Origin of the sequence: Bradyrhizobium iriomotense, assembly GCF_018129405.1 — a bacterium.
GTDB lineage: Bacteria > Pseudomonadota > Alphaproteobacteria > Rhizobiales > Xanthobacteraceae > Bradyrhizobium > Bradyrhizobium iriomotense_B.
Genome location: NZ_JAFCLP010000002.1, coordinates 140,647 through 156,098 on the forward strand (window position 1 = coordinate 140,647; position 15,452 = coordinate 156,098).

Genomic DNA, 15,452 nt, shown 5'->3' on the forward strand with positions numbered 1-15,452 from the left:
ATCCGTTAGGCACTGCCGGCTCGGAGAGCTCGGGCAATTGAATAAGACTGCCGTGCGGCACGACAAGCGATGGCCTCCGGACAGGGTCCGACCGCCCCTTTCCGGAGGCCAGGTCCGAGTTTGGCCGATCGCGTTGGCTGGCAAATGTCCGCTTTGTGCCGCTTGTGGGTGTTAGACAGACGTTCAACCAGCATGGCTGGTAGAGCGCATCCTTCATCGCTTCGGTAAGCTCCATCGGAACGAGCTTCCACCCACCAGGAACTTTCAGTTCCCTTGGCACTCCTTGATTTCATTCGCTATGCACGAGTCTCAATTTTCCATCGCGGGAACATGCCCGGCAGTTGAATTTTTCTATCGGATCAATTAGTTGGATCGCATATCCGAACAATTCAGATCCAGGTCCCAGGCGATTACATGGAACGAGCGCCGCGTATATCATTCACATCGCTGGGTTGTCCCAAGGCATTGGTGGATTCCGAGCGCATCATCACGCGCCTGCGCGCGGAAGGCTATGAGCTCGCCCGCAAGCATGACGGGGCCGACATCGTCATCGTCAACACCTGCGGCTTCCTCGACAGCGCCAAGCAGGAATCGCTGTCGGCGATCGGCGAGGCCATGGCCGAGAACGGCAAGGTGATCGTGACGGGCTGCATGGGCGCGGAACCCGAGCAGATCGAGCAGGCCTATCCGGGCGTGCTCTCCATCACCGGCCCGCAGCAATATGAGAGCGTGCTCGATGCCGTGCACCGCGCGCTGCCGCCGGCGCACAATCCGCATCTCGATCTGGTGCCGCCGCAGGGCATCAAGCTGACGCCGCGCCACTACGCCTATTTGAAGATCTCCGAAGGCTGCAACAACCGCTGCACCTTCTGCATCATCCCGAAGCTGCGCGGCGACCTGGTCTCGCGTCCGGCTGATGACGTGCTGCGCGAGGCCGAGCGGTTGGTCGGTGCCGGCGTCAAGGAGCTGCTTGTGATCTCGCAGGACACCTCGGCCTACGGCGTCGATCTGAAATATGCCGAGAGCCCGTGGAAGGACCGCCAGGTCCGCGCCAAATTCCTCGACCTCGCGCGCGAGCTCGGCGAACTAGGGGCCTGGGTCCGGCTGCAATATGTCTACCCCTACCCGCATGTCGACGAGGTCATCGCGCTGATGAATGAGGGCAAGGTGCTGCCCTATCTCGACATCCCGTTCCAGCATGCGAGCCCCGAGGTGCTGAAGGCGATGAAGCGCCCGGCGGCGCAGGACAAGACGCTGGCGCGGATCAAGCGCTGGCGCGAGGAATGTCCCGATCTCGCCCTGCGCTCCACCTTCATCGTCGGCTTCCCCGGCGAGACCGATGCCGACTTCGCCTATCTGCTCGACTGGCTCGATGAGGCCGAGATCGACCGCGTCGGCTGCTTCAAATACGAGCCGGTCGCCGGCGCGACATCGAATGCGATCGAGAACCCCGTCCCCGAAGAGGTCAAGCAGGAGCGCTATAATGCGCTGATGGCGCGCCAGCAAAAGATCTCCGCGCGCCGCCTGAAGCGCAAGGTCGGCACCCGCCAGCAGATCATCATCGACGAGGTCGGCCCGACGGTGGCGAAGGGCCGCTCCAAGGCCGATGCGCCGGAGATCGACGGTGCCGTCTATCTGTCGAGCCGCCGCCCCCTGCGTGTCGGCGAGATCGTCACCGCGAAGATCGAGCGCGCCGACACGTATGATCTACACGGCAGCGTCGCGGGATTTTGAGTTCACGACGCTTCCGACGCCTGCCGTCCGTCATGCGCGGAAAACACCTCCTTGGCTGCGAACAGCCCATTCACCGCCGCCGGGAAGCCCGCATAGACGGCCATCTGCATGATGATCTCCACGATCTCGTCGCGAGACAGCCCGACGTTCAGACCCGCCTCGATATGCACTTTGAGCTGAGGCGCGGCATTTCCGAGCGCCGTCAGCGCGGCGATCGTCGCGATCTCTCGATCGCGCAGGCCGAGGTCCGGGCGGCTGTAAATGTCGCCGAAGGGAAACTCGATCACGTATCGTGCGAAATCCGGAGCGATGTCGGCGAGTGAGGCGACGACTTTTTCGCCGGCTCTGCCGTCAATGCGTGACAGGGCCCGCTGACCGCGATCGAAGCGGCTTTCGGCTTGTGTTTGGGCGTGCGTCATTTTCCTTCGTCCTCTGTTCGCCGCCGGCATAGCCGGCGATCTTGGTATCAAGGACGAGCAGGCATTCCTGGAGTACGGCCATCTGCGTGCGAACCTGTTCACGGTGGATTTCCAGCATCTGCCGCCGGGCTGGCCCGGTGGCTTCGCCTTCATCACGAAGCGCCGCATAACGCAACATGTCCCGGATCGGCATTCCCGTGGTCTTGAGCCGACCGAGGAATTCGATCCATGTGAAGATCGATGCGTCAAAGTCACGCTGGCCGGAACGATCCCGGTCTGCGTATGGCAGCAGCCCGATGCGCTCATAATAACGCAACGTGTGAGTCGACAAGCCGGTTCGTTTTGCGAGGTCGCCGATCTTCATGTGTGCCCGTTCTCGTACTGACGCACGTACAGATACCCCTTCGAGCGCACTCTAAGTCAAGAGGGATCGAAGGTGCCGTTCCCGCGAGGTCAGGATGGCACGACAGCAGACAATTTCGGCGCGCCGGCTGCGCGGCAGTATCGCGAGATTCCGAGCTTCAGTCTGCCGCCAGCCATTTCGGCACCCAGCGCTCCGGCCTTGGTGCGCGGGTGAGATCGGCCTTCGCCTCGGACAATTTCGCCGGCTCGCCGTCGATGGTCGGGCGCAAATCGTATTCGAAGCTCGGCATGATGCGGCCGTCGGCATAGAGCCCGAAATTCATCAGGTACCACAGGCCAAGCTCGGGCTGCGCGCGGCGCATTTCCTCGCGCAGATCGCGCAGCAGGGATTCGATCGAGGAAGCTTCCTCGAATGGCTGCGGTCCGCGCGTCAGCACGCGCGCCTGGTATTGGCTACCTACGATCGCGATCTCGAAACGCGTCTTGTCCCAGGGGTTCTTGCCCTTGGGCAGATGGGCGGCAAGCCGCCAGCCAAGCTCGGCCATCAACCGGTGGTTGGCCCAATAGTCCTCGCGATCCCGGCTCCATTTCTCGACGAAGCCGCGGAAGTCGGGAAGCTCCGATGCGCCATCGTCCGGCGCAGCCGCCTCGCCGATCGGCCGTTCGGCGAGCCATCGCGCGAGCTCGACGGTCTGGCACTCGACCTCCTCATGCGGCTTGAGATCGCTCCAGGCCTTGTCGAATTGCTGCGACGTCAGTTTGGCGAGCAGCCCGTCGAGGCTCGGTGCGAGTAGTTCGTAGTTGCCCTCGGAGCCCAGCCCCACGATCGGCGGATTGTCGCGATCAAGGCCCGCGCCATACCAGCCGCCCACGGCCGAACCGTCAGGCAATCGCATGAATAGCGAAAACCGATCGCGCAACGGACTGCCGTCGACGATCGGCGCGGAATCGGAGAACTGCCCCTGCAGGGAGAAGCAGCCGACGCTGCCCCAGGGGCGTCCCTTGAGCCAGCCGGCAAAGTCGACCAATAGCGGCGGCGCTTCGATGCCCGGCGGAAACGCGCCGCGAATGCTGTCGAGATCAATCGGGTAAGGTGTATCGGACAAGGCTGAAAACTGTCTGGTTGGTCCCGTCTCCCTTGGTCTGAACCGAGTCACGTTCGGTTCGAACCAATTGGCGTCCGTTGATCACAAACGCGCTAGAGGCTCAATGGTTTCTACGTGGCGATCGATGAAATACAATCACAAGGTTGGTATTGGGGGCGGGCTGTACGCGATTGGCACAGCATTGATGCTGCTCGCGCTTCCCGCCGCTGCCCAATCCCCATCGCCCGCGCAGGCGCGGCAATGGTGCTTCGGCACCGACGAGGTCAGCGACGAGCAGCGCCTCGCCGGCTGCTCGGCGGTGCTGCGCGCCAATCCCGAAAGCGCGCGGGCACTTGCCAATCGCGGCGAAATCTATCGGCGCAAGGGTGAGGCGGAGCGGGCTCTGGCCGATCTCAACCGCGCTATCGATCTCGACCCCAAGGACGCCATCGCCTGGTACAATCGCGGCATCGTCTATGACGATGTCGGCGATCGCGACCACGCCATCGCGGACTATACAAGCGCGATCCGGCTCAGCCCCGGCGATCCATTCTATTACAACAACCGCGGCAACTCCTACGCCGGCAAAGACGACTACGCGCATGCGCTCGCCGATTACGACCAGGCCATCAAGCTCGATCCGAAATTCGCGCTGGCCTATTACAACCGCGGCTCGGCCTATCGCGAGCACGGCGAGGCCGATCGCGCGCTCGCAGATCTCGACATATCGATCAAGCTCGACCCGAATTACGGCCCGGCCTATGGCAACCGTGCTCGCGTCTATCGTGACCGCGGCGACCGTGCCCGCGCGCTGGCCGATTTCACCAAGTCGCTTCAACTCTCTCCGAACAACGACCTCGATTACTATGCGCGCGCGAGCATGTATTTCGATACGCATGATTACGCGCTGGCGCTGGAGGACTACGACCGCGCGATCAAGGCCAATCCGATCTATGCCGGCGTGTTCAACTCGCGCTGCATGACGCGGGCGATCCTCGGACGTTTGCAGGATGCGCTGGCCGATTGCGAGCAGTCCCTGCGAATGAAGCCCAACGACCCTGATACGCTCGACAGCCGCGCCCTCACCCATCTCAAGCTCGGCAATCTCGACGCGGCGATTGCCGACTATGACGCAGCGCTGAACGCAAGGCCGCAGTTCGACACTCGCTTTACGGCCGCGGGCTTGCGAAGCGGAAGAAGGGCGACAACGAAGGCGCCGAGCGCGACATCGCAGCGGCGAAAGCGATCAACGCCGGCATTGCCGATGTGTTCGCGCATTACGGTGTCGAGTAATCTCGCGCCGCGGGCCTGCGCTTGCAATGTGACACTATAGTGCATTCACGCAGGGGTCACGGACTCGTCCTAATTCTCGCGCGCCTTTCAACGCGAGCGAGGAATTTTGATGAGCCGCCTGTCAGACATGCTGCGCACGCAGCGCTTCGACGATTACCGCTTCTACCACCAGAGCACCGTCAACCAGACGCTGCACCTCGTCAGCGCCGTGATCTTCCTCGGCTGCTACGCGCTGCTGTTCAAAGACCCTGCCCTCGCCGGGCTCGTCGGCTGGCTCGCCATGCTGACGCGGCAGACCGGGCACTTTTTCTTCGAGCCGAACGGCTATGACGCCGTCAACGACGTCAGCAACGCCTACAAGGAAGCGGTGAAGGTCGGCTACAACCAGACGCGCAAGATCATCCTGCTCCTGGTCTGGGGCAGCGCGCCGATTGTGCTCTACGTCTTCCCCACCCTGTTCGGACTGTTCGATCTACCCGCCGGCCAGTACGACTTCATCCGCCATGTCGGCGCGCTCTGGCTCGCGATCGGGATCGGTGGCGGGCTTGCCCGCATGCTCCAGCTCTTCGCAACGCGCGACGTCACGACCGGCCTCGTCTGGGTGTTCAAGGTGCTGACTGACCCGTTCCACAACATCGCGCTGTACTGGAATTCGCCGCTCAAGCTGATGCGCGGCGAGCTCATCGACAGCGCGATTGCGGGTGCGGATTGGGGCGACGAGGAGGCCGAGCAAGCGGCGCACCTGACCTGACCGATGCACGCTCGGCGGGAAGCTTGCAAAACGGCCGCTTGACAAGTCCTGCCATTCGGCTGTACGGACGCGCCCCATGATCAACTCTCGGACCCACCGCCGCGCAGCTTTCCGTCGTCGCACCCGCGACGATGATGGGTTGCGCCATGTCCGACGACGCCGCTGAAGCACTAGAATTCAGCCAGTTTTCGAGAAGGCCGCACCCGCAAAGTGCGGCCTTCTTGCTTTTTTGCGTCCTTTTTCCACCCGCCTCCAGAGGAGTTCGACATGACCACCGCCACCCATCCGTATGACGCGCTGATGGACATCACCGCACGGCCCAAGGCCGTGTTCGTCCGCGGCGCCGGCTCCTACCTCTGGGATGACGGCCGCAAGCGCTATCTCGATTTCGTGCAGGGCTGGGCCGTCAACTGTCTCGGCCACTCCCCGCCCGCAATCGCCGATGCGCTCGCCGCGCAGGCCAAGCGGCTGCTCACGCCAAGCCCGGCTTTCTACAACGAGCCGAGCCTCAAACTGGCGCAGGCGCTGGTCGAGAACAGCGCCTTCGACCAGGTGTTTTTTGCCAACTCGGGCGCGGAGGCCAATGAGGGTGCGATCAAGCTCGCACGCAAATATGGCAGCCTGCACAGGAACGGCGCGTTCGAGATCATCAGCTTCGAAGGCGGCTTCCACGGCCGAACGCTGGCGACGATGTCGGCCTCGGGCAAGAAGGCGTTCGAGCCGCTGTTCGAGCCGAAGGTATCAGGCTTCAAGAAGGCGAAGCTGAACGACATCGCTTCGGTCGAGAAACTGATCAACGCCAACACGGTGGCTGTGATGCTCGAGCCGATCCAGGGTGAATCAGGCGTGTGGCCTGCGACCGATCAGTTCCTGAAGGAATTGCGTGCGCTGACCGAGGAGCACGGCCTGCTGCTCATTTTCGACGAGATCCAGACCGGCATGGGCCGGACCGGAAAGCTCTTCCACTATGAGCACGCCGGCATCGCGCCAGATATCATGACGCTCGGCAAGGGCATCGGCGGTGGCGTGCCGCTTGCGGCGCTGCTCGCGAGCGAACGCGCCTCCTGCTTCGAGCATGGCGACCAGGGCGGCACGTTCAACGGCAACCCGATCATGTGCGCGGCGGGACTTGCGGTGCTGGAGGAGATCAGCACGCCCGACTTCCTGAAGTCGGTCGCCGAGACCGGCCTTTTGCTCGAAAGCGAGCTGCAGAAGGTCTCGGCCCGGCACGGGCTCGGCGGCGTGCGGGGACGCGGCCTGCTGCTGGCGCTCGACCTCAAGCTGCCGATCGCGCCGGGGATCGTCGCCCAGGCGTTCGAGGCCGGCGTGCTGCTCAACGCCCCGCAGGTCGACAGCTTGCGCTTCATGCCGGCGCTGAACGTCACGAAGGGAGAGATCGCCGAGATGATCGATTGTCTCGACGGTATCTTGACCAAGGCCGGTGCTGCACGGCGCGTGGCGTAGTTTGGTTTCGTCATTCCGGGGCGGCTCGCAGAGCCGAACCCGGAATCTCGAGGTTCCGGGTTCGATGCTTTGCATCGCCCCGGAACGACGGTGAGCTACGGCTTCAAAATCGACGCGCCCGTGGTCTTGCGGCTTTCGAGATCGATATGGGCCTTCGCGGCGTCCTTCAGTGCGTAGGCATGGTTGATCGGCACGTGGAGCTTGCCGTTGATGACGGCGGCGAACAGCGTGTCGGCGCCTTCCAGCAGCTCCTTGCGGGTGCCGATATAGTCGTTGAGCTTCGGGCGCGTCGCAAACAGCGAGCCGTGATTGTTGAGCTCGGCGATCGAGAACGGCGGCACCGGACCTGAGGCATTGCCGAAGGAGACGAACATGCCGCGCGGCTTCAGGCAGGACAGCGAGCCCGGGAAGGTCGCCTTGCCGACGCCGTCATAGACGACGTCGCAGCCCTCGTTGCGGCTGATCTGCTTGACGCGGGCGACGAAGTCCTCCTCGTTGTAGAGGATGACGTGGTCGCAGCCGTTGGCTTCCGCGAGCTCCGCCTTCTCGCGCGAGCCGACCGTGCCGATGACATGGGCGCCGAGCGCACTCGCCCATTGGCAGGCGAGCAGGCCGATGCCGCCGGCGGCGGCGTGGATCAGCACGCGGTGGTGCGGCTCGACTTTGAAGGTCTTGTGCAGGAGATACCAGACCGTCAGCCCCTTCAGCATTAGCACGGCGCCCTGCTCGTGGGTGATGTGGTCGGGCAGCTTGACCAGCTTCTCCCAGGGAAGGTTGCGCTCGCCGGTATAGGCGCCGAGATTGTGGTAGTAGGCGACGCGGTCGCCGGGATGGAAATTGGTCACGCCGGGGCCGACCGCGACGACCTCGCCCGAGGCCTCGTTGCCGGCGATGAAGGGCAGCCCCGGCGCCTTGTAGAGGCCGGTACGGTAGTAGACGTCGATGAAGTTGAGGCCGACCGCATGCTGGCGGATGCGCACCTCGCCGGGTCCCGGCGCCGGCACCTCGACGCTCTCATAGACCAGGGCTTCGGGGCCTCCGACCTTGTGCACACGGATGGCTTTGGTCATTGCCTGACCTCCTCTTCTCCAAGGCGGAGCGAAAGACATCGCGCCCGCCTTGTCAACTCGGCGCCGACGGGAATGGCTAGACCGACGCCTTGCGCGCCTTCTTGCGGTTGCGCTTGGCCAGTACGTTGAAGAATTCGACCGCCGCCGAGAACGCAATTGCGAAATAGATGTAGCCGCGCGGGATGTGGAATTTGAATCCGTCCGCGACCAGCGCGACGCCGATCAGCACCAGGAAGGCCAGCGCCAGCATCTTCGTGGTCGGATGCTCCGCGACGAATCGCGACACCGGCCCGGACGAAATGTACATGATCAGGCAGGCGATCACGACGGCCGCGATCATGATCTCGATGTCCTGCGCCATGCCGATCGCGGTGATGATCGAGTCCAGCGAGAACACGATGTCGATGATCACGATCTGGACGATCACCCAGAAGAAGGCGCTGCCGCCGGATTTCTCATCGCCCTCGTCGTCATCGACCTCGACTTCGGCGTGGATCTCGTGGGTCGCCTTCGCGATCAGGAACAGGCCACCGCCGATCAGGATCAGGTCGCGCCAGGAGAAGTCGTAACCCGCAAACGAGAACACCGGCGCGGTCAGGCCGATCAGCCAGACCAGCACGCTGAGCAGGATGATGCGGAAGACCAGCGCCAGCGCCAGCCCGATCTGGCGGGCGCGGTTCGCCTGCTGCTCCGGGATGCGCGAGACGATCACCGACAGGAAGATGACGTTGTCGATGCCGAGCACGATCTCGAGCGAGGTCAAGGTGAGGAGCGCGGCCCAGGCCTCGGGGCTGGTGATCAGATGCGTCATGCGAAGGATCTTGCGAAGCGGATCAACGCGTCGCTGAAGCTGATCCAGAGCGCGATCGCGCACAGCGCGGCGGTGACGCCGATGCCGACGTGAAAGTCCATCTCCAGCGTGTAGAGGGACAGCAGCGCCCAGATCGCGATCAGCGACATCGTCAGCCAGCGCAGCCGCACGACGCGGACCGGATGCAGCACGTGGAACGGCACGAAGGTCAGCACCACCAGGGCCGCAACCAGCAGCGTGGACCACAGCGGCGACCAGTGGAGCAGGAACAGGTAGAACGCCGCCGCATTCCACAGCGCCGGGAAACCGCGGAAGTGATTGTCGTCGGCCTTCATGCGCAGATCGGCGAAATATAATGCGCTGGTGACGATGATGGCGACGCCGAGCAAGGGCGCTGCGACCGGCAGCAACAGCCCGCTCGCCACGATCGCATAGGCCGGCACGAATACATAGGTGACGAAGTCGACCACGAGGTCGAGCACGTCCCCCGACCAGTTCGGCTGCACGTTCTTGACGTCGAGCCGGCGCGCGATCGGCCCGTCGATCGCGTCGATGATCAGCGCGACGCCCAGCCATTGAAACATCGCCGCCCAGTGCTCGCGCACGGCCTCCAGCATCGCGAGCAGCGCGATCGCCGCACCGAAGGCGGTGAAGATATGCACCGAGAACGCCGCGGCGCGGATCGCGGGTGTCGGCTTCAGGGAATCCTCTCGGCTGTCCATGGCTTCTGCTATCAGAATGAGACCGATTTGCACATAAGCCATTGCGGCGCCCGGTCGCACAATTCGCCATAAAACCTAGGAAAAATAGGTGGGCTTGAATTTGCCGCGGGGCGTGTCATTTGTCGTTCCATGACAGACGCATCGACACTTTTTGACGCAGCCGTGATCGGCGGCGGACCGGCCGGGATAGCAGCGGCGATCGCACTGGCGCAGGCCGGCGCACGGACCGCGCTGGTGGCGCGCCGCCTGCCCTACGCCGACAATCGTACCACCGCGCTATTGGGTGCCTCCATCGATCTCCTGGAGAGCCTCGACGTCTGGCAGCGCTGCAGGGACAAGGCGGCCGCGCTCGAGGTCATGCGGCTCGTCGACGACACCGGCCGGCTGTTCCGCGCGCCGGAGGTCCGTTTCTCCTGTCACGAAATCGGGCTCGACGCCTTCGGCTACAACATCGACAACCGCTCACTGATGCTGGCGCTGGAAGAGCGCGCGGCGGAGCTGCCCGGGATCGTCCGTTTCGACGACGAGGCCGAAAGCGTCGTCATTGAAGCCCACGATGTCGCGATCCGGACCGCCTCCGCACAATTCCTCTCGGCCCGCCTCGTGGTCGGCGCCGACGGCCGGCATTCGCTGTGTCGCGAGGCCGCCGGCATCGAGGTCGCGCGGCGCGAGCTGACGCAGACGGCGCTGACGTTCAACGTCGGCCATGCGCGGCCGCATCGCAACGTCTCGACCGAGTTCCACACGCCGCACGGGCCCTGCGTGTTCGTGCCCCTGCCCGGCGACCGCTCCAGCATCGTCTGGGTCTCGGCGCCCGCGGAGGCCGAGCGGCTGCGCGGCTTGAGCGACGAGGAGCTGTCCGCTGCAATCGAGAAGCAGTCGCACTCCATCCTGGGACGCATGACGGTCGAGCCCGGGCGCAACCTGTTTCCGCTGGCGATCGAGCGTCCAGAATCCTTCGGCCGCGACCGCATTGCACTGGTCGGCGAAGCCGCCCATGTGGTTCCTCCGATCGGCGCCCAAGGCCTCAATCTCGGCCTGCGCGATGCCGCCGACATCGCGCGGCTCGCGGGCGAGGCCATCGCGGCGGGCCAGGACCCCGGCGCGGACGAAGTGCTCAAGCGCTACGACCGCGCCCGGCGGCCCGACATCCTGAGCCGGACCTTCGCGATCGACATCGCCAACCGCTCTTTGCTCAACGATTTCCTGCCGCTCCAGCCGGTCCGCGCCGTCGGCATGCACCTGCTCGGTGCCATCGGCCCGCTCCGGCGTTTTGCCATGCGCGAAGGCCTGACGCCGACCTGGCGAAGGTAACGCCTCTCACGGAAACACGAGCCGCCCGGTCTGGATCGCCCACATTACGCTGGTCAGCGTGACCACGGACGCAAACGTCCCGAGCAGCACGGCGACGGAGGCGGATTCGATCCAGGCATCGTTCTGGCGGGCGATCACGAACACATTCAATGCCGGCGGCAGCGAGGCCATCAGAACGGCGGTCGCGGCCCAGGGCTGCGCGAACGGGCCGAATGCCAGCATCAGGCCGAACGCCGCAAGCGGATGGATGAGGAGCTTCACCGCGATCACGCCGGGCACCTCCCACGGCACACGGTCGAACGGGCGAAGCGCCACCGTCACGCCGAGCACGAACAGCGCAGTCGGCGCGGCCGCGTTCTGGAGGAAGGTGATGGTGCGGTCGAGCGCGACCGGCAGCTCGATATGGAGCGCCGCGACCGCCGCGCCAAAGCAGGCCGACATGATCAGCGGGTTGAGCACGATCTGCTTCACCACGACGCCAAAGGCGTGCACGATCGAGGGATGGTCGCGGTCGGAGAGCTCGATCAACAGCGGCACGATCGTGAACAGGAAGATGCTGTCGCAGCAGAAGATCAGCGCGGTCGGCGCCGCGGCCTTCGTCCCGAGCACTGCGAGCGCCAGCCCCGGTCCCATGTAGCCGATATTGCCGTAGCCGCCGGAGAGACCAGCGAGCGTCGCCTCCCGCAATGTCAGGCGTCCCAGCACCTTGCCGACGACCAGCGCCAGGGTGAACGCCGCAACCGTCGATAGCGTGGTCGCGACCAGGAACGGCGGGTTGTTCAGCTCTGCGAACGGCGTCTTCGACATGATCGCGAACAGCAGCGCGGGCAGCGACACGTAAAGCAGGAAGAAGTTCATCCAGGCGAGGCCCGATTCCGGCAGGGCCTTGACCTTGCCGCAGGCGAAACCAACGAAGATCAGGCCGAAATAAGGTAGAGCCAGGTTGAGGATATCGACCATAGATGAAGTGTTTTCTGAAGACTTGGGGGCTATCCGCCCCGGACACGAAGGTTAATTCCCGATAAGGCCACTAGCATCGGCCACAATCCTGGTCTATCGACGGGGGATGATTAAAGCGCGGACCGCCAAATTCCAGATCGGACAGGTCGTGCGCCACCGGATCTTCTCGTTCCGGGGCGTGATCTTCGACATCGATCCGGAATTCAACAACACCGAGGAGTGGTGGCTGTCGATTCCCGAGGAGGTGCGGCCCCACAAGGACCAGCCGTTCTATCACCTGCTCGCGGAAAACGCGGAGTCCGAGTACGTCGCCTACGTCTCCGAGCAGAACCTGTTGCCCGACGACTCCGGCGAGCCGATCCGGCATTCCCAGGTCGCCGAGATCTTCATCAAGGACAAGGGCGGCGGCTACCGCCCGCGCAATCCCTCGCTGAACTGATCTTCGCTCGGACACGGCTGGTCAGCAAAAAAGGCGCTCGAATGAGCGCCTTTTTCATGTCCGGGATTTTGTCCCAATTATTTCTGGGCGGTCGGAGGTGCGCCGGGCGGCGTGCCCTGCTGCTCGAGCTTCTTGCGCTGCTCGTCGGCCTTCTTCTGAAGCTCTTCCTGGAGCTTCTTCTGGGTTTCCTCGAACACCTTCGGATCGGTCGGCGGACCGTCATAGGCCTTCTGGAATTCGCCGGCGAGCGGCAGCGGCAGGGTCAGCGGCGCGCCATTGGCGTTGATCGCCTGGACAACGAGATTCTGGCCCTTCTTCATGCTGTTGATGAGCTCGGGCGTGGCCTCGTAGTCGGACATGCAGCCGTTCTGGAAGCAGATCACATACGGTTGCTGCAGCGGCGCGTTGCTGTCCACGATGATGCGGGTGCCGTGCACGAGCTGCATGCCGAGCGGCAGCGTCACGCGCAGGATCTTCTTCGGCTCGCCTTCCGGCTCGATGATGACGGCGGCGATCACCGGCTGGCCCGATTCGATGCGGCCGTCCTTGCCGGTGAAGCAGACCTGCTTGGCGTTGGCGTCCTGGCCCTTGAGGCAGAACTTGGTCCAGGGGGCGTAGATCAGCTGGATCTGCTGGTCGGCGGGCTGGGCCGCGCCCTGCTGCGCCGGAGCGCCCTGCGCGGGAGCCTGCTGGGCCGGCTGCGCCTGGGCGGGTGCCGGAGCCTTGGGGGCAGCCTTCGGAGCCGCCGCCTTCGGGGCCGGGGCCGCCTTGGGCGCGGCGGGCGCACCGGGAGCCGGCGCCGGGGTCTGGGCTTCAGCGGCGAACGGGACGGCCAATGCCGTCGCCGTCAACAAGGCGAGAAGTCGCCCGCGCGGCCGGACGGACGCGGCCAAATAACGGAAATTCATTGCAGAAAACCCTTTCTGAACGGGAAGTGCCCGAACCGCTCCGAAGCACCGAACCAAGCCGCCTTGGGCGCGGCTCTCTCCCCGTCAATTGAGGCGGATAAGTGACGGGCTCGGCGCTCTTGCGCGATTGGGTGCCTTCTTAGCGTGGCCGACGAAAAGATCAATGCCGACAAGCGTCTTTGACCACATCCGCAACTGCCTCCGGTGAAATTCCCTGTGATAGGATTCAGGTCCGACGGTCCTCGAATCAACGTGTGCCGATGTTCATGTTCCAGCGCCTCTTCGAGGGCCCCGGTCTGCGCCTCTGCATCCTTGCCTGTGCGCTCACGTTTGCGCTTGCCTGGGGCCTGTCCGCTGGTGCTGCACGAGCCGAGGAAGCCTATGCCATCGCCATGCACGGCAAGCCGGCGATGCTCGCCGATTTCACCCACATGCCCTATGCCAATCCTGATGCCCGCAAGGGCGGTCGGCTGACCTGGGGCATCCTCGGAACCTTCGACAGTCTCAATCCCTTCATCGTGAAGGGATTGGCGGTGCAGCCGATCCGCAACTACGTGGTCGAGAGCCTGCTTGCGCGCGGCCAGGACGAGCCGTTCACGCTCTACAGCCTGCTCGCGAGGTCCGTCGAAACCGACGACGACCGGACCTTCGTCACGTTCCGCCTCGATCCCCGCGCCCGCTTTTCCGACGGCACACCGGTGCGCGCCGAGGACGTGCTGTTCTCCTGGCAGTTGCTGCGCGACCGCGGCCGTCCCAATCACCGGCAATATTACGCGAAGGTCGCGAAGGCCGAGGCGCCCGATCCCCTCACCGTCCGCTTCGACCTCACTGGCGCCAATGACCGCGAGCTGCCGCTGATCCTCGGCCTGATGCCGATCCTGCCGAAACACGCGGTCGATATCGCGACCTTCGAGGAGACGACGCTGACGAGCCCGGTCGGCTCGGGCCCCTATCGCGTGACCGCGGTGAAACCGGGCGCCAGCGTGACGCTCACGCGCAATCCCGACTATTGGGGCCGCGACCTCGCCATCAATCGCGGGCTCTACAATTTCGACGAGATCAGGCTCGACTATTTTCGCGAGGCCAACGGCCAGTTCGAAGCCTTCAAGCGTGGCCTCTACGATTTCCGCGTCGAGCACGAGCCCTTGCGCTGGCACGACGGCTACGATTTTCCGGCCGCCAGAAGCGGCGAGGTGATCCGCGACACCGTCAAGCCCGGCGTGCCCCAGCCTTCCGAATTCCTGGTCTTCAACACGCGCCGTCCGGTCTTCGCCGACATCCGCGTGCGCCGCGCCCTGACGCTGCTGTTCGATTTCGAGCTGGTCAACCGCAACTACTTCTTCGGCCTCTATTCGCGCGTCGCCGGCTATTTCGCCGGCTCCGAGCTGTCGGCCTATGGCAAGCCTGCGGATGCGCGCGAGCGCGAGTTGCTCAAACCGTTCGCCGCGCAGATCCCGCCGGAGATCATGGAGGGCAGCTACCGCCTGCCCGTGACCGACGGTTCGGGCCGCGACCGCACGACGCTGCGCGCCGCGCTGAAGCTGTTGTCTGAGGCCGGCTACGATCTCGACGGCACCGTGCTGCGCAACCGCACGACCAAGGCGCCCTTCACCTTCGAGATCATGGTCACGACCCGCGACCAGGAGCGCATCGCACTCGCCTTCCAGCGCGACCTCAGGCGCGCCGGCATCGAGGCCAGCGTGCGGTCGGTCGATCCCGTGCAATTCGACCAGCGCCGGCTCGGTTACGAGTTCGACATGATCCAGAACCGCTGGGACCAGTCGCTGTCGCCCGGCAACGAGCAGTATTTCTATTGGGGCAGCGCGGCCGCCGACAATCCGGGCACCCGCAACTACATGGGCGCCAGGGATCCAGCCATCGACGCCATGATCGGCGCCCTGCTGGAGGCCCGTGAACATACGGATTTCGTCTCCGCGGTGCGCGCGCTCGATCGCGCCCTGATCGCGGGCTGCTACACAATCCCGCTGTTTAACGTATCCGAGCAATGGATCGCGCGCTGGAATCGGATAGAACGGCCGAAGGCCACCGCGCTGTCCGGCTACCTGCCGGAGACCTGGTGGTCGAAGGGTGAGCCTCAAGCGACGCAAATGAAGTGACG

General features: G+C 64.3%; 15 protein-coding genes. 7 read left to right on the plus strand and 8 right to left on the minus strand.

The features are described from left to right. Window positions 1-414 precede the first annotated feature (414 nt). Window positions 415-1,734, plus strand: coding sequence for a 30S ribosomal protein S12 methylthiotransferase RimO (gene rimO / locus JQ592_RS05355; protein WP_211401878.1), 1,320 nt, complete (start codon window positions 415-417; stop codon window positions 1,732-1,734). 2 nt (window positions 1,735-1,736) lie between these two features. Here the strand turns inward: rimO and JQ592_RS05360 are convergent, their stop codons facing one another. From JQ592_RS05360 to JQ592_RS05370, 3 genes are all read right to left on the minus strand, one after another. Beyond that, window positions 1,737-2,153, minus strand: a complete 417-nt coding sequence (locus JQ592_RS05360; RefSeq protein ID WP_211402512.1) for a carboxymuconolactone decarboxylase family protein — start codon at window positions 2,151-2,153, stop codon at window positions 1,737-1,739. Then, on the minus strand, window positions 2,086-2,517 hold the full coding sequence (locus JQ592_RS05365) for a MerR family transcriptional regulator (protein WP_211401879.1): 432 nt from the start codon (window positions 2,515-2,517) through the stop codon (window positions 2,086-2,088). Before JQ592_RS05365 ends, JQ592_RS05360 begins: the two co-directional genes overlap by 68 nt. Window positions 2,518-2,674: 157 nt before the next feature. Continuing rightward, window positions 2,675-3,622 (minus strand): hypothetical protein, encoded by a 948-nt coding sequence (locus JQ592_RS05370; RefSeq protein ID WP_211401880.1) that lies wholly within the window; start codon window positions 3,620-3,622, stop codon window positions 2,675-2,677. A gap of 124 nt (window positions 3,623-3,746) precedes the next feature. Here JQ592_RS05370 and JQ592_RS05375 point away from each other — a divergent pair, with 124 nt between their 5' ends. The 3 genes from JQ592_RS05375 (at window position 3,747) to JQ592_RS05385 (ending at window position 7,109) form a co-directional block, all read left to right on the plus strand. Further along, a complete protein-coding gene (locus tag JQ592_RS05375; protein ID WP_246820182.1) occupies window positions 3,747-4,934 on the plus strand; it encodes a tetratricopeptide repeat protein in 1,188 nt (395 codons plus the stop codon). Window positions 4,935-5,003: 69 nt separating this feature from the next. Continuing rightward, on the plus strand, window positions 5,004-5,645 hold the full coding sequence (locus tag JQ592_RS05380; protein ID WP_211401881.1) for a hypothetical protein: 642 nt from the start codon (window positions 5,004-5,006) through the stop codon (window positions 5,643-5,645). Window positions 5,646-5,912: 267 nt separating this feature from the next. After that, entirely contained in the window at window positions 5,913-7,109 is a 1,197-nt protein-coding gene (locus tag JQ592_RS05385; protein WP_211401882.1) for an acetylornithine transaminase, read from the plus strand. A gap of 95 nt (window positions 7,110-7,204) precedes the next feature. On the opposite strand, the gene JQ592_RS05390 is transcribed toward JQ592_RS05385, so the two are convergent. From JQ592_RS05390 to pcsA, 3 genes are all read right to left on the minus strand, one after another. Continuing rightward, on the minus strand, window positions 7,205-8,179 hold the full coding sequence (locus tag JQ592_RS05390; RefSeq protein WP_211401883.1) for a quinone oxidoreductase family protein: 975 nt from the start codon (window positions 8,177-8,179) through the stop codon (window positions 7,205-7,207). Window positions 8,180-8,255: 76 nt separating this feature from the next. Then, complete coding sequence (locus tag JQ592_RS05395) at window positions 8,256-8,990, minus strand: TerC family protein (protein WP_211401884.1); 735 nt, start codon at window positions 8,988-8,990, stop codon at window positions 8,256-8,258. Beyond that, entirely contained in the window at window positions 8,987-9,754 is a 768-nt protein-coding gene (pcsA, locus tag JQ592_RS05400) for a phosphatidylcholine synthase (RefSeq protein WP_211401885.1), read from the minus strand. The genes JQ592_RS05395 and pcsA overlap by 4 nt, the downstream gene beginning before the upstream one ends. 87 nt (window positions 9,755-9,841) lie before the next feature. Here pcsA and JQ592_RS05405 point away from each other — a divergent pair, with 87 nt between their 5' ends. Further along, entirely contained in the window at window positions 9,842-11,026 is a 1,185-nt protein-coding gene (locus JQ592_RS05405) for a UbiH/UbiF family hydroxylase (RefSeq protein ID WP_211401886.1), read from the plus strand. 6 nt (window positions 11,027-11,032) lie between these two features. Here the strand turns inward: JQ592_RS05405 and JQ592_RS05410 are convergent, their stop codons facing one another. Continuing rightward, on the minus strand, window positions 11,033-11,986 hold the full coding sequence (locus JQ592_RS05410; RefSeq protein ID WP_211401887.1) for an AEC family transporter: 954 nt from the start codon (window positions 11,984-11,986) through the stop codon (window positions 11,033-11,035). Window positions 11,987-12,092: 106 nt separating this feature from the next. On the opposite strand from JQ592_RS05410, the gene hspQ reads away from it, so the two are divergent. Further along, a complete protein-coding gene (gene hspQ / locus JQ592_RS05415) occupies window positions 12,093-12,425 on the plus strand; it encodes a heat shock protein HspQ (RefSeq protein ID WP_074120446.1) in 333 nt (110 codons plus the stop codon). 77 nt (window positions 12,426-12,502) lie between these two features. Here the strand turns inward: hspQ and JQ592_RS05420 are convergent, their stop codons facing one another. Continuing rightward, window positions 12,503-13,333, minus strand: coding sequence for an invasion associated locus B family protein (locus tag JQ592_RS05420; protein WP_211401888.1), 831 nt, complete (start codon window positions 13,331-13,333; stop codon window positions 12,503-12,505). 260 nt (window positions 13,334-13,593) lie between these two features. On the opposite strand from JQ592_RS05420, the gene JQ592_RS05425 reads away from it, so the two are divergent. Next, a complete protein-coding gene (locus JQ592_RS05425; RefSeq protein WP_211402513.1) occupies window positions 13,594-15,450 on the plus strand; it encodes an extracellular solute-binding protein in 1,857 nt (618 codons plus the stop codon). Window positions 15,451-15,452: the final 2 nt, after the last annotated feature.

Coding starts and splice junctions, on each gene's coding strand:
- JQ592_RS05385 (WP_211401882.1), top strand. CDS start 5,913: ATGACCACCGCCACCCATCCGTATGACGCGCTGATGGACATCACCGCA.
- JQ592_RS05360 (WP_211402512.1), bottom strand. CDS start 2,153: ATGACGCACGCCCAAACACAAGCCGAAAGCCGCTTCGATCGCGGTCAG.
- JQ592_RS05420 (WP_211401888.1), bottom strand. CDS start 13,333: ATGAATTTCCGTTATTTGGCCGCGTCCGTCCGGCCGCGCGGGCGACTT.
- JQ592_RS05375 (WP_246820182.1), top strand. CDS start 3,747: ATGAAATACAATCACAAGGTTGGTATTGGGGGCGGGCTGTACGCGATT.
- rimO (WP_211401878.1), top strand. CDS start 415: ATGGAACGAGCGCCGCGTATATCATTCACATCGCTGGGTTGTCCCAAG.
- JQ592_RS05425 (WP_211402513.1), top strand. CDS start 13,594: ATGTTCATGTTCCAGCGCCTCTTCGAGGGCCCCGGTCTGCGCCTCTGC.
- JQ592_RS05365 (WP_211401879.1), bottom strand. CDS start 2,517: ATGAAGATCGGCGACCTCGCAAAACGAACCGGCTTGTCGACTCACACG.
- hspQ (WP_074120446.1), top strand. CDS start 12,093: ATGATTAAAGCGCGGACCGCCAAATTCCAGATCGGACAGGTCGTGCGC.
- JQ592_RS05395 (WP_211401884.1), bottom strand. CDS start 8,990: ATGACGCATCTGATCACCAGCCCCGAGGCCTGGGCCGCGCTCCTCACC.
- JQ592_RS05405 (WP_211401886.1), top strand. CDS start 9,842: ATGACAGACGCATCGACACTTTTTGACGCAGCCGTGATCGGCGGCGGA.
- JQ592_RS05410 (WP_211401887.1), bottom strand. CDS start 11,986: ATGGTCGATATCCTCAACCTGGCTCTACCTTATTTCGGCCTGATCTTC.
- JQ592_RS05380 (WP_211401881.1), top strand. CDS start 5,004: ATGAGCCGCCTGTCAGACATGCTGCGCACGCAGCGCTTCGACGATTAC.
- pcsA (WP_211401885.1), bottom strand. CDS start 9,754: ATGGCTTATGTGCAAATCGGTCTCATTCTGATAGCAGAAGCCATGGAC.
- JQ592_RS05390 (WP_211401883.1), bottom strand. CDS start 8,179: ATGACCAAAGCCATCCGTGTGCACAAGGTCGGAGGCCCCGAAGCCCTG.